Here is a 13,938-nt window from a genome sequence, read left to right on the forward strand (position 1 = left end):
TCATGACATGGTCCTTCTCACTCGGCCGATTTCTGGGGTCCGAGCTGAGGGTCCATGTCACCTTTTTCCTTCTGCTGGCTTGGGTCGGCTTCGCCGCCTATTCAAGCGGCGGAATGGCAGCAGCCATTGAAAACCTGATCTTTGTGCTGGCCTTGTTTGCCTGCGTCGTTGCGCATGAATTCGGCCATGCGCTGATGGCACGGCGATACGGCATCAAAACCCCTGACATAACTTTGCTGCCAATTGGTGGTCTGGCGCGGCTGGAGCGGATGCCCGAAAAGCCGATGCAAGAGGTCTGGGTGGCCCTTGCCGGTCCGGCAGTGAATATCGTCATCTGGATCATTCTGGTCGCACTGGGCGCCGGTATGCCGCTTGAGACGATGGCGCAGATCGACACCACTGTTCCGGGTCTGTTGAACCGTCTGGCATATGTGAACTTGCTGCTGGCCGCCTTCAATATGATACCAGCCTTCCCGATGGACGGCGGACGGGTGTTCCGCGCCTTGCTATGTCTCAAAATGGATCGGGTGAAGGCAACAAGGATCGCGGCCATCGCAGGACAGATCGTGGCTGTCGCCTTTGGCTTTTGGGGATTGAGTACCGGCAATGCCATTCTGGTCTTGATTGCGGTTTTCGTTTTTGTCGCCGCCAATTCCGAAAGTCAGGATGTTGCCATGCGTTCGGTCGCACGGCGGGTTCTGGCGCGCGATGCGATGATCACCGAATTCAATGCCCTGTCCCCGTCTGATACGCTGGCGACAGCAGCGCAGGCCGTCATACACACCACGCAGCACGAATTTCCCGTATTGGACAATGACGGCGCATTGCTAGGGTTTGTCACTCGCGGTCGTCTTTTTGCAGCCCTAGCCGGGGAAACTCCGCGGTCCGACCCCGCCACATCGGTCATGGAAACTAATATCCCAAGGGTTCAACTGACCAGCGGGCTTGAGATGGTTCTGGAAACGCTCCACAAGGGCGCACCGGCTATCGCCGTCTGCACGCAGACTGGTAAAATGGTCGGCTATATCACCCGGGAAAACATTGGTGAGCTGATGGTGATCCGGGGGCGCTGATCAGGCCGTCGCCAGGGCGTCTTCCAGCACGGATATCACCGCCTCACGCGGGACGTCCGATGTCACGAAAGCTTCACCGATCCCACGTGCCAGGATGAACCGCAATTGACCGTCGATGACCTTTTTGTCCTGCGCCATCAGATCGACCAAGGCTTCGGCCCCAGGCAGGTCGCCGGGAATGTCATTCAGATCGGTTTTCATGCCCATAGCGCACAAGTGTGCCCGCACGCGGCTGGGGTCTTCCTGTGAACACAGACCCAGGCGCGCCGACAGTTCGAACGCCAGCGCGCAGCCTATGGCGACGCCCTCGCCATGCAGCAGACGGTCGGAATAACCAGTGGCAGCCTCAAGCGCGTGACAGAAGGTATGGCCAAGGTTCAGCAGCGCGCGGTCGCCCTGCTCGGTCTCATCCCGCGCCACGATATCGGCCTTCATCTGCACCGAACGGGTTACGGCCCGCACCCGTGCGGCCATATCACCGCCTGAGACATCCGTTCCGTTGGTTTCCAGCCACTCAAAGAACGCTGCGTCCCCCAGCAGGCCGTATTTCACCACCTCGCCATAGCCTGACAGGAAATCGCGCTGGGTCATCGACCCCAACACCGAAGTATCTGCCAGCACCAGCGAAGGCTGATGGAATGCCCCGATCAAATTCTTACCCTGCGGCGAGTTGATCCCGGTTTTGCCGCCCACCGAACTGTCGACTTGAGCCAGCAGCGAGGTTGGGATTTGCATAAACCGTACTCCACGCCGTAAAGCCGCACTAGCAAACCCCACCAGATCGCCAATCACACCGCCACCAAAGGCAACGACGATATCTCGGCGTTCAATTTTCTCGGCCAACAACCACTCGACAGTGCGTTCGAAATGCGGCCAGCTTTTGGTCGCTTCACCAGCGGGCAAAGTCAGCGACGTCATCTCGATTCCGGCTTGGGCTAAACCGTCACGCAGGGCATCCAGATGCAATGCGCCCACGTTCTCATCCGTCACAACTGCTACTTTGGGCCGGTGCAACAACGGCGCGATCCGGGCACCCGCTTGCGTCAACAAATCCGGGCCGATTTCCACATCATACGAGCGTTCGCCCAGCTCAACATGTACAGTTTGGTGCATTATTTCCGTTCCAAAACATCGGGGCGTGTTGCCAACGCATCCACCACCCTGTTCACCATTTTCTCGATCGAGGTCTCGCCATCGGACTCGGCGACCAAGTCCGCCTGCGCATAAACCGGGACGCGCCGTTCATACAAGCCACGCAAAGTCGCATAAGGATCAGAGGTACGCAGCAAGGGGCGTGTGTCTTTGTGTTTGACGCGGTTCCACAAAACCTCGAGATCGGCCCGCAGCCAGACCGAGACCCCGCGTTCGGTAATCATCTGACGGTTCTGTTCCGCCAGAAACGCGCCGCCACCAGTCGACAGGATGCCTTTTTCCTCATCCAGCAAACGCCCTATGACCTGAGATTCCTTGGCGCGGAAAAACGGTTCTCCGTCACGTTCGAAAATCTCGGGGATGGTCATATTGGCCGCCGATTCGATCTCGGCGTCGCTGTCGAGAAAGGGAACGCCCAGCCGCGCGGCCAGCGCACGGCCCACCGCCGTCTTTCCCGCCCCCATCATGCCTACAAGTACGACCGTTTTGTGCAGTGCAAAGCCCGCATCTGTGTCCGAGCTGTGGGTGTTATGCTTAATTTCGCTCATTTCACTGTGAATGACGTGATCTTAGGAAAAATGCTAGCTATAACTATGACAAAAGAGAAAATTGGGGCAGCGTTGAGCAATGGGCCGTCTAGTCAAGTTCCTGTTATATCTGATTTGCCTGTGTTTCATCGGGCTGGTGGCATATGTCTATCTGGGGCCGTTCTTCGGCGCAGATTTCTCGGCACCGCAAGACGAGATACGAGAGCCGGTAATCCTGAATGTCGAATAGGACCGCAGTGTTCGCGCTGTGTTTGGCCGGCTCGGCGCAAGCGCAGCAGGAACCTCTTTCTGTTATTGAGTGGTTGAACAACCCGCCAGAGAACCTGCCGGGAACCGTGTTGCTGGAGCCGCCCGTGACGCAGACCGGTGTGCGGCCGGATGTCGAAGTCACACCACTTGAGGCGCTGTCACAACCGCTGGGGTTGGTGTCGTCCTCTGTAACGGGCCTGCCTGTGAGTCTATGGCAGAACAGTGATCCCGACCGACTGGCGCAACTGATCGCTCGGGTTCCTGTTAAGTACAATCCCGCAATGCAGCGCCTGTTGTTCACTCTGCTATTGTCCGAGGCACGATCTCCTGCTGGGCCAAATGCCCAAGAAACCCTGTTGCTGGCCCGCCTCGACCGTCTGATGCAGTTGGGCGCCGCCGATCCGACGCAATCATTGGTGCAACTGGCCGGACCCACCGACAGCCGCGCGCGGTTTCAGCGCTGGTTCGATGCAACGCTACTGACCGGGGATGAGGATCGCAGCTGCACAGCGCTCATCGCGCAACCGCACCTATCGCTGGATTATGCAGCACAGATTTTTTGCAAGGCGCGCCGGGGCGATTGGAGTTCTGCCGCGCTGACGCTTGAGGCCGCCCATGCGCTGCAAGTCCTGCCACCCGAGGATCTGGATGTGCTGGACCGGTTCCTGAGCCCCGAGTTGTTTGAGGATGCCGACTACCTTCCCCAGCCCGACAATCCCGATCCGCTGACTTTTCGATTGTTTGAAGCGATCGGCGAACGTTTGCCCTCGGCCCCTCTGCCGCGGGCTTTTGCCAACGCCGACCTGCGCGATGTGGCGGGCTGGAAAGCCCAGATCGAAGCGGCCGAACGCCTGACGCGGATTGGCGCGCTGACCCCTAACCAGCTTTTGGGCTTGTATACCGAGCGTGCCCCAGCGGCCTCCGGTGCGGTCTGGGACCGGGTGTCAGCCATTCAGAAATTCGAGAACGCGCTAGAAACTGGTAAACCTGAAGCCATCGCCAAATCGTTGCCCTTTGTGTGGGACCAGATGCACAGTGTCGGGCTTGAGGTTCCGTTCGCCGATTTGTTTTCCGGTCGCCTGTCACAAGTCTCTCTGCCGGATGACAAAGCCGAAAACCTGCGGTGGCGTATCCTGCTGCTGTCCGATCTTTATGAAACTGCAGCCGAGTCTCCGCCGGACCAATCAGAAGATGCGCTTTTTCTAGCCGCTTTGGCGCAAGGTGATCCGGGGCGTGCGCGCAGCCCTTCACCTTTGGCCGATGCGGTGGCTCAAGGCTTTGCCTGGGCGGCGCCGATCCCATCGGATATTCAGGCGATGCTGAACAACAACCAACTGGGCGAAGCTATTCTTGAAACGATGGAAATGTTTGCCCATGGCGCCAGGGGCAATCTGGTCGATCTGACGGCTGCCATTGCCACCCTGCGCCGGGTGGGTCTTGAGGATACGGCGCGGCGTGCGGCCCTGAACCTTTTGATCCTGCAGGGCACATGATCATGGCGGCCCCGGCAACTTCTGAGCTTTGGATATCCACCTTCCTGCAAGCGCAGGCCGCCGAGCTTGGGGCAGCCAACAACACCCTGTTGGCCTATGGCCGCGACCTAAAGGATTTCGCCGCCTGGCTGCAGCGTCGCAAAACCGATTTTGCAATGGCCGAGCGGGATCAAATCGAGGCATATCTGATCGATTGCGACGCACAAGGTCTGGCGCAGTCCACCCGCGCGCGGCGCCTGTCGGCGATTAAACAAATCTACCGTTTCGCGTTCGAGGAAGGTTGGCGCGACACCAACCCCGCCATTCAGATCAAAGGGCCCGGACGCCAAAAACGCCTGCCCAAAACACTGGACGTGCCCGAGGTAGACCGGCTGCTGCAAGCCGCCCGCCAGACCGGGCGCACCAAGGCAGACCGGGTGCGTAACACCTGCCTGATGCAGGTTCTCTATGCCACCGGTATGCGGGTGACCGAACTGGTCTCGCTGCCCGTTTCGTCAGCGCGCGGCGATCCGCGTATGTTGCTGGTGTTGGGCAAAGGCGGAAAAGAGCGGATGGTGCCCCTATCTCCGCCTGCACGCGACGCACTGGCGGTCTGGTTGACGGTGCGGGATGAAGCCGAGGATCAATTGGTTGCCGATGGCGGCCCGCGGTCCAAGTTCCTGTTTCCCTCGCGCGGCAAATCCGGACACCTAACCCGGCATATGTTCTTTCTGCTGGTCAAGGAATTGGCCGTTCAGGGCGGCGTGTCGCCGGAAAAGGTTACGCCACACACGTTGCGCCACGCATTTGCGACGCATCTGCTGGCCAACGGTGCGGATCTACGGTCGATCCAGACCCTGTTGGGACACGCGGATGTGGCAACAACCGAGATTTACACGCATGTACTCGACGAACGTCTGGCCGAACTGGTGTTAGAGCATCACCCGCTAGCGAAAGACCCCGACAACAAGGGCTAACCCCTTGATCCGCAGGGGGCGCGCCCCCATAACGGATGCAGCAACACCAACAATCAAGGACCGATGGAACCCTCTTCTTCTCTGATCGACAGCGCATTCTGGTTTACCACAGGCGCCATATTGCTTTTGCTCGTATTGTCGGGCTTTTTCTCGGGTTCCGAAACGGCATTGACCGCATCATCGCGCGGTAAGTTGCGGGCGCAGGCCGATAAGGGCTCGCACGGGGCGCAAAAGGCGCTGGACATCACCGATGACAATGAACGGCTGATCGGTTCGGTCCTGCTGGGCAATAACCTTGTCAACATCCTTGCGGCCTCATTGGCCACGGCCCTGTTCACCCGTTTGTTTGGCGAAAGCGGCGTGGCGTTGGCTACGCTAGTCATGACCCTGCTGGTATTGGTCTTCGCCGAAGTCCTGCCCAAGACCTACGCTATCACGAATGCTGAAAAAGCCGCCGCCCTGGTCGCGCCGATCATCAGCGTAGTAGTAACGGTTTTCTCGCCCATGGTCGCGGCTGTGCGCTTGCTGGTGAGGGGCGTCTTGCGCCTGTTCGGTGTTCGGATCGACCCTGACAGCAACATTCTTGCAGTGCGCGAAGAGATCGCGGGCGCGTTGCAGCTGGGCCATTCCGAAGGCGTGGTCGAAAAGGAAGACCGTGACCGCATCCTTGGCGCGCTGGATCTGGGTGATCGCACTGTGGAAGAGATCATGCTTCACCGCTCAAACATCGAGATGATCGACGCTGACGACACGCCCGAAGCCATCCTGCAACAATGTTTGAAAAGCCCCCATACCCGCCTGCCCGTGTTTCGGGATGAGCCCGAAAACATCGTGGGTGTCGTGCACGCCAAGGACCTATTCCGCGCCATGTATGCCCATGCGGGTGCCAGCGAAAGCGACAGCAATCGACTGAAAGAATTCGATATCTCCAAAGTGGCGAACGACCCTTATTTTGTGCCGGAAACCACAACGCTGGACGACCAAATGCGGGAATTCCTGCGGATGCACAGCCATTTTGCGTTGGTGGTCGATGAATACGGATCACTGCGCGGTTTGATCACGCTGGAAGATATCCTCGAAGAAATCGTGGGTGAAATCGCCGACGAGTTTGATATCGAAGAAGACGTTCCGGTGACCCGCACCGAAGACGGGCAGTTTCTGGTCGAAGGCGCGATGACAATCCGCGATGCAAACCGCGCGATGGACTGGTCATTGCCGGATGATGAGGCGAACACAGTCGCCGGGCTTGTCATTCACGAGGCGCAGATGATCCCGGTCGTGGGTCAGGTTTTCTCGTTCCACGGTTTCCGGTTCGAGGTCACCGCAAAGGAAGGCAACCGGGTGACTGAATTGAAAATCCGACCGCTATAACCCGGCTAAAGAAGCAACCGGCGCCCACCATCGGGCGCCGGTTTCATTTTTGGGGTTACGCAAACCAGGTACGGCTGGCGACATAGCCATCCATCAGGTCACCATTCGCATGTGCGGACCAACCCGTCACCTTATCCGAATACCCGTCGATGAACTGGTTGAACATCGGGTTGATCAGACCGCCCTCTTCCCAGACGATGCGCGCCATCTGGGCGTAGATGTCTTTGCGCTTGGCGGTGTCCAGCTCAGCACGGGCTTTCAATACCAGCGCGTCGAACTCTTCGTTCTTAAAGTTGGTGTCGTTCCAGTCTGCGGTCGACAGATAGCCAACCGACCACATCTGATCCTGCACCGGACGCCCGCCCCAGTAAGAAGCGCAGAATGGTTTGTTGTTCCACACTTCCGACCAGTAGCCATCTGCCGGTTCACGCTGAATCTCAAGCGGGATACCGGCCGCCTGCGCTGACAGCTGAAACAGCTGCGCCGCGTCAAGCGCGCCGGCAAAGGCCGCATCCGACACATGCAGAACGATGGGTGATCCGTCATGGCCCGATGCTTTATAATGCTCAGCTGCTTTGGCCAGATCGAACTGGCGCTGCTCCATCGACGCATCAAACAGTGGATAGGCTTCGTTGATCGGAATATCATTCCCGACCGAGCCAAAGCCGCGCAGAACCTTGTCGACCAGTTCCTCGCGATTGATGGCGTATTTCAGCGCCAGACGCAGGTCTTTGTTGTCAAAAGGCGCGGTATCGGTGTGCATGACAAAGATGTAATGCCCCCGGCCCGAGGTCGCATTGATGGTGACACCCGGCGCGCGGCCAAACAGCTTGGCGGTACGAGGGGGAACCACGTTGATGGCGTGTACCTGACCGGCCTGCAATGCTGCCGAACGAGCAGTGTCATCGTTCAGAACAAGGATTTCGTGGCTGTCATAATGGCCAACAGATTCGTCCCAGTGGTTGGCGAACTTCTCGAACGCATAGCGCACGCCGGGTTCATCCGCGGTCACCTTGTAAGCACCGGTCGAGATCCCCTCGCCGGGGTTATCGATCCCGCCACCCGGTTGCATGACCAGGTGATAATCCGACATCAGATACGGCAGATCGGCGTTGGGTGTGGTCAGCGTGATCACCACGTAGTCACCGTCGACCCGCACATCCTCGATCCCGCGCATGATGCCCAAAGCACCCGACTGCGAATCTTCGTTCGAGTGGCGCGCCAGGGTCTGCTGTACGTCTTCAGGCGTCAGTGTCTTACCATTGTGGAATTCAACGCCTTTGCGGATCAGGAAGGTCCAGACCTTGCCGTCCTCATTCGCTTCCCAGCTTGCGGCCAGGCTGGGTGCGATCCCACCATCAGCAGTCACCACGGTCAGGGTGTTTCCATAGGCCCGAAGCGCTTTGGCCGTCACATGCGACGCCGACAATGCCGGGTCCAGTGAGTTGGTGCTTTCACCACCCGTCAGACCCAAAACGAAATGGCCCCCTTTTTTGGGCGTCTCGGCCAGACCGGCCTCGGCCCAGATCAGGTTCGCAGCAGTGGCTGTCAGGCCAAGTGCCGCGGCTTTGGCCATGAATTCACGGCGGCTCAACGCTTGGGGTTGGGGATCAAACTTGCTCATCTTATGTCCTTGTAGAGTAGTTACACAGGGTCCTTCCCGGACGCCTGGTAGATCGATTCCGTAACAGAACCGCGACACCCTTTAGCGGATGTTTTCCGCAGATGCGATTTGCTGCGGCGACACGTTTTGTCGCATTCGGAATTGCATCCTGATCCCCACTGATCAGACTGGCAAAAACACTGACGGAGGCATTCATGAAACTTGAAACCCGCGTAGCAATTATTGGCGGTGGCGTCGTCGGTTGTTCCGTGCTGTACCACCTGACCAAACTGGGCTGGTCCGACGTCATGCTGCTGGAACGCTCAGAACTCACTAGCGGCTCAACCTGGCACGCGGCGGGCGGGTTCCACACGTTGAACGGCGACACCAACATGGCCGCCCTACAGGGATATACAATCCGCCTGTATAAAGAACTTGAAGAGATCACTGGCATGTCTTGCGGATTGCACCACGTTGGCGGGGTGACTTTGGCCGACAACCAAGACCGTTTTGACATGCTGTTGGCCGAACGTGCCAAGCATCGGTTCATGGGGTTGGAGACCGAGATTGTCGGCCCCGATGAAATCAAGAAGATCGCGCCCATCACCAATACAGACGGCATCATCGGTGCGCTGTATGATCCGCTGGACGGGCATCTGGACCCATCGGGCACCACTCATGCTTATGCCAAGGCGGCTCGGATGGGCGGGGCCGCAATCGAAACCCATTGCATGGTGCGCGAGACCAACCAGCGCCCCGATGGCACCTGGGATGTGGTCACCGACAAGGGCACCATTCACGCCGAACATGTGGTCAACGCCGGTGGTCTCTGGGCGCGCGAGGTTGGCGCGATGGCCGGCGTCTATTTCCCGCTGCACCCAATGGAACATCAGTATCTGGTGACAGATTCGATCCCGCAGATCGAAGCGATCATTGACGCTGGCGGGGAACACCCGCACGTAATGGACCCCGCAGGCGAAAGCTATCTACGGCAAGAAGGGCGCGGGCTGTGCATCGGATTCTACGAACAGCCCTGCAAACCGTGGGCCGTGGACGGCACCCCGTGGGAATTCGGGCATGAACTGCTGCCCGATGATTATGACAAGATCACTGACAGTATCGAATTCGCATATCGTCGCTTTCCCGTTCTGGCCGAAGCCGGAGTAAAATCGGTGATCCACGGGCCATTCACCTTTGCACCGGACGGGAACCCTCTGGTCGGGCCGGTACCGGGCATGCGAAACTATTGGTCGGCCTGCGGCGTGATGGCCGGATTCAGCCAGGGTGGCGGGGTTGGTCTGACGCTGGCGCAATGGATGATCGAGGGTGAACCGGAACGTGATGTCTTTGCGATGGACGTGGCCCGGTTCGGAGATTGGATCAGCCCCGGGTACACACGTCCGAAAGTGATCGAAAATTATCAGAAACGCTTCAGCGTCGCCTACCCGAATGAGGAACTGCCTGCCGCACGCCCAAACCGTACAACCCCGATGTACGATATTTTCAGCGATCTGGGCGCTGTCTGGGGTCAGCAATACGGATTGGAAGTCCCGAACTATTTCGCCCAAGGGGACGAGCCGGGCTATGAAACCCCCTCATTCCGTCGCTCGGACGCGTTTGACGCGACGGGGCGTGAGGTATGCGCCGTTCGTAACAGTGTCGGCATCAACGAGGTCCACAATTTCGGCAAGTACCGCATCACCGGCCCTACTGCCCGCGCATGGCTGGATCGGATCATGGCTGGGCGCATTCCACAACCTGGCCGAGTGTCTCTGACCCCAATGCTATCACCCAAGGGCAAGCTGATCGGGGATTTTACCGTTTCGTGTCTGGCTGAAGACGCATTTCAACTGACCGCCTCATACGGCAGTCAGGCATTCCACATGCGCTGGTTCCTGCAGCATCAACAGGACAGTGTGCAAATCGAAAACATCAGCGACCGGTTGAATGGGTTTCAAATCGCAGGCCCGAACGCAACGCAGGTTCTGGCCGCCTGTACTCGAGAGGACATTTCTGACCTCCGCTTTCTAGACGTGCGGCGTATGACCGTCGGCACGACTGACTGTATCGTGCAGCGGGTCAGCTATACCGGCGATCTGGGGTACGAGATCTATTGCGATCCGATGGCACAAAGACAGCTCTGGTGGGTTCTATGGCAGGCCGGACAACCGCACGGGATAGTGCCGTTTGGTATGCGCGCGATGATGAGCCTGCGTCTGGACAAGTTCTTTGGCTCGTGGATGCGAGAATTCTCGCCTGACTATACCGCCGCGGAAACAGGTCTGGACCGGTTCATGTCATTCTCGAAAAACGCTGATTTCATCGGCAGAGCCGCCGCTGAGCAAGACCGATCGCAGGGCCCGGCGCGCAAATTGGTGGCATTTGAAGTGGACGCCGACGACGCCGATGTGAATGCGTATGAACCGATCTGGTTGGACAGTAAGGTTGTGGGCTTCTGTACGTCTGGCGGATACTCGCACCATGCCCAAAAGTCGGTTGCAATGGGGTTCTTGCCCGTGGACCGGGTGACTGACGGACTGCAGGTTGAAATCGAAATCCTTGGTCAGTTGCGTGGGGCCAGGGTGATTTCCGAGCCTTTGTTTGACGCAGATGGCGCGCGTATGCGGGGATGACTCTGTCCTGTTGCGGCGGCATGGTGGCGGTATGACACAAATACCCATTATTCTATTGGCCGCCGGTCAATCCAGCCGCATGGGCGGCCAGGACAAGCTGTTGCAGATCATCGACCACCAACCTTTGCTACGTCGCGCGGCATTGATTGCCGGGCAAGCCGCACCAGTCATCGTCGCATTACCCCCCGCCCCACATCCCCGATACGAAGCGCTTGATGGGCTGGACGTGCAAACGGTCGAAATTTCAGATGCCCAGAAAGGTATGAATGCCAGTCTGCGTGGCGCTCTGGCGTACGTGCCGCCCGAGGCCAAAGCCGCAATGATCTTGCTGGCAGATTTGCCGGACATCACAACCGAAGATCTGCTTGCAGTGCTATCGGCGGTCGAAGCCCACCCGGACAACCTGATATGGCGTGGGGCGACGGATGAGGGCAAACCGGGTCACCCGGTCATCTTTGACCGCAGCCTGTTTGATCAGCTCAGTCGTTTAACAGGAGACGAAGGCGCGCAATCCGTGGTACGCACGTATGAGGACAAGGTGCATCTGCACGTCCTGCCCGCCCAACACGCATTGCTGGATTTGGACACGCCTGCGGATTGGGCCGCGTGGCTCGCAAAACGCAGCGTCTAAATTCGACAAGTCTGAAAGTAAGTCGGCCCGGTCAATAACGACCGGGCCGGTACCCAAAACAGGACTACCACTTTTCATCAATCCCGGAAACGCGGCCAATAATGTCTGTCGACACTCTGGCTATTCCGCCGCCGAACCTAAACAAGACCCCCTCGTTAACATGCCGCTCAGCGCTTCCAGTGACTGTGACAAGCCTTGGGCACCCCCTAGTGCCTTTGGCTCCCCCTCGCTTGGGCACATTCATCGTCACCCATCCGTTGGATTCAAACAACGTAAAATTGGAAAGAACGGTTAATTTTGCCGATATCAGGATGGTTTTTCCGCAACATTTTTTAACGGAGAAACAACTTTAAGATGAGTGACGTTTTTGCCCGAAACACCACATTTCACCATTAAGCATAAACCTAATGAGCTATCTGGTCTAAATGTTATAAATTGTTTCCGGTAACCGCGTTAACACTTGCACGCCCACACAACCAAGACGGTATCACCTGAAAATCGGAGTTTGCGACGGCTGACTTGTTAACGATTTTGATTCAATTCAACCTTTTTCGCGCTTTGGCGTCCAAACCGGCAACAATCCACCGATTCGCGCTCAGTGATTCGCGCAAATCCTCCGACTCCGGCCCTCGAACGTCGCGATAGAACCGCTAGTTTGTGGCAAAATTAAGATATCTTAACAATTCGCTCAGGAAACACTCAGAGTGAAGGCGCATCTCCTGTTTCAACGCGCGGCCGCACCCGCGTGATATAAACAGGAGAAAAAAATGAGCATCCGCAAATCCTCACTTCTTTTGCCCGGGACAGCCAGTTGGGTTGGCGCTGGCGCACTGAGCGCCGCACTGCTGGCGACCACCGCCCTGCCCTCGATGGCCGACGAAGCGTTGGCCGATCTGGTGGAAAATGTGTCGCCCTCTGTCGTCACCATCATCGCCGAACAAGGTGCCACACCAGTTCCCGCGCAAGGGCAAGAGTTTGACTTTGAACAGCATCCGTTCGGAGAATTCTTCAAACGCTTCGGCGCGCCCGAAGGGTTTAACGCCCCGCAGCGTGGACCGGCACAAGGTCTGGGTTCGGGATTTGTCCTGGATGAAGCGGGTTACATCGTTACCAATCACCATGTCGTAGACAACGCTGAATCCGTAACGGTTCGCATGTCGGATGACCGTACGTATGACGCCGAAGTTATTGGCACCGACCCGTTGACCGACATCGCAGTTCTGAAGATCGACGCAGGTGAAATCCTGCAAGCGGTTAATCTGGGCGACAGTGACGGCATCCGCGTAGGCGAAGACGTCGTGGCCATCGGCAACCCGTTCGGACTGCATTCAACCGTGACGACCGGTATCGTATCGGCCAAAGGGCGCAACATATCGCAAGGACCATATGCTGAGTTCATTCAGACCGACGCAGCCATTAACAAGGGCAACTCGGGTGGACCGCTGTTCAACATGGAAGGTGAAGTCGTCGGCGTGAATTCGGCCATCTACTCGCCCACCGGCGGCTCAGTGGGTCTGGGGTTTGCGGTGACATCGAACATCGTGGAACACATCGCAGCCGACCTGCGCGATGACGGCCAAGTCAGCCGGGGTTGGCTGGGTGTGTCGATCCAGAATGTCAGCCCCGAGCTTGCGTCAGCCATGGGCATCGACAGCTCGACCGGCGCGCTGGTTGCGGACGTTGTTGCCGACAGCCCGGCCGAGGGCGTTCTGCAACAGGGCGATGTCATTCTGACCTTCAACGATGAGGTGGTTGATTCCAGCAGTGATCTTCCGGTCCTTGTCGGCACCACCAAAGTGGGCACTGACAGCGTTCTGACCGTTTTGCGCGATGGCAAGGAGCAACAGATCGAGTTGACCGTCGGCCAGCATCAAAGCGCATCGGCCCAGATCGATAAGTCAGTGGACGAAACTGTCTCGGGCACTGCTTTGGGCGTGACTATCGCACCGCTGACCGACACCAACCGCGCCGAAATGGGCGTGGCTGAAAATGTCGATGGTGTGATCGTCACTGACCTGAAACCCGACAGCCCGGCAGCCAAGGCTGGTCTGCAACGGGGCGATGTGATCGTGAAACTGGGCGGCCAGGAAACCGCAACACCGGACGCGTTGAAGGCCGCTCTGGACAGCGAGAAAACCGATCCCGCGCTTGTGCTGATCAATCGCGGCGGAAACCAGATCTTTGTAGCGGTGGAAATCGCCTGATCTGAAACCTGCGCGCGCCACGTGA

The 13,938-nt window shown here is 58.1% G+C and carries 11 protein-coding genes; 8 read left to right on the forward strand and 3 right to left on the reverse strand.

Annotated elements, in window-relative coordinates; translation table 11 throughout:
- Nucleotides 1-2 precede the first annotated feature (2 nt).
- On the forward strand, nt 3-1,073 hold the full coding sequence (locus AB1A64_RS08200) for a site-2 protease family protein (protein ID WP_366550958.1): 1,071 nt from the start codon (nt 3-5) through the stop codon (nt 1,071-1,073).
- On the opposite strand, the gene aroB is transcribed toward AB1A64_RS08200, so the two are convergent.
- The gene (gene aroB, locus AB1A64_RS08205; RefSeq protein WP_366550959.1) at nt 1,074-2,186 is read right to left on the reverse strand and encodes a 3-dehydroquinate synthase; all 1,113 of its coding nucleotides are present in this window, start codon (nt 2,184-2,186) and stop codon (nt 1,074-1,076) included.
- On the reverse strand, nt 2,186-2,773 hold the full coding sequence (locus tag AB1A64_RS08210; RefSeq protein WP_366550960.1) for a shikimate kinase: 588 nt from the start codon (nt 2,771-2,773) through the stop codon (nt 2,186-2,188). The genes aroB and AB1A64_RS08210 overlap by 1 nt, the downstream gene beginning before the upstream one ends.
- A gap of 79 nt (nt 2,774-2,852) precedes the next feature.
- On the opposite strand from AB1A64_RS08210, the gene AB1A64_RS08215 reads away from it, so the two are divergent.
- From AB1A64_RS08215 to AB1A64_RS08230, 4 genes are all read left to right on the forward strand, one after another.
- The gene (locus AB1A64_RS08215) at nt 2,853-3,002 is read left to right on the forward strand and encodes a hypothetical protein (RefSeq protein ID WP_366550961.1); all 150 of its coding nucleotides are present in this window, start codon (nt 2,853-2,855) and stop codon (nt 3,000-3,002) included.
- Nucleotides 2,992-4,515 (forward strand): hypothetical protein, encoded by a 1,524-nt coding sequence (locus AB1A64_RS08220; protein WP_366550962.1) that lies wholly within the window; start codon nt 2,992-2,994, stop codon nt 4,513-4,515. Before AB1A64_RS08215 ends, AB1A64_RS08220 begins: the two co-directional genes overlap by 11 nt.
- Nucleotides 4,516-4,517: 2 nt before the next feature.
- Entirely contained in the window at nt 4,518-5,471 is a 954-nt protein-coding gene (locus AB1A64_RS08225) for a site-specific tyrosine recombinase XerD (protein WP_366550963.1), read from the forward strand.
- 63 nt (nt 5,472-5,534) lie between these two features.
- A complete protein-coding gene (locus AB1A64_RS08230) occupies nt 5,535-6,842 on the forward strand; it encodes an HlyC/CorC family transporter (RefSeq protein ID WP_366550964.1) in 1,308 nt (435 codons plus the stop codon).
- A 55-nt stretch (nt 6,843-6,897) separates the two neighbouring features.
- Here AB1A64_RS08230 and AB1A64_RS08235 read toward each other — a convergent pair whose 3' ends face one another.
- Nucleotides 6,898-8,466, reverse strand: coding sequence for an ABC transporter substrate-binding protein (locus AB1A64_RS08235; RefSeq protein WP_366550965.1), 1,569 nt, complete (start codon nt 8,464-8,466; stop codon nt 6,898-6,900).
- A 194-nt stretch (nt 8,467-8,660) separates the two neighbouring features.
- Here AB1A64_RS08235 and AB1A64_RS08240 point away from each other — a divergent pair, with 194 nt between their 5' ends.
- The 3 genes from AB1A64_RS08240 to AB1A64_RS08250 all read left to right on the forward strand — a co-directional run bounded on the left by AB1A64_RS08240 (nt 8,661) and on the right by AB1A64_RS08250 (nt 13,913).
- A complete protein-coding gene (locus tag AB1A64_RS08240) occupies nt 8,661-11,078 on the forward strand; it encodes an FAD-dependent oxidoreductase (RefSeq protein ID WP_366550966.1) in 2,418 nt (805 codons plus the stop codon).
- Nucleotides 11,079-11,109: 31 nt separating this feature from the next.
- Nucleotides 11,110-11,709, forward strand: coding sequence for a nucleotidyltransferase family protein (locus tag AB1A64_RS08245; RefSeq protein WP_366550967.1), 600 nt, complete (start codon nt 11,110-11,112; stop codon nt 11,707-11,709).
- A 767-nt stretch (nt 11,710-12,476) separates the two neighbouring features.
- Nucleotides 12,477-13,913 carry a Do family serine endopeptidase gene (locus tag AB1A64_RS08250; RefSeq protein WP_366550968.1) on the forward strand — a complete coding sequence of 479 codons (1,437 nt, stop codon included), beginning with the start codon at nt 12,477-12,479 and terminating at the stop codon, nt 13,911-13,913.
- Nucleotides 13,914-13,938 lie beyond the last annotated feature (25 nt).

Origin of the sequence: Ruegeria sp. ANG10, assembly GCF_040705255.1 — a bacterium.
Lineage (GTDB): Bacteria > Pseudomonadota > Alphaproteobacteria > Rhodobacterales > Rhodobacteraceae > Ruegeria.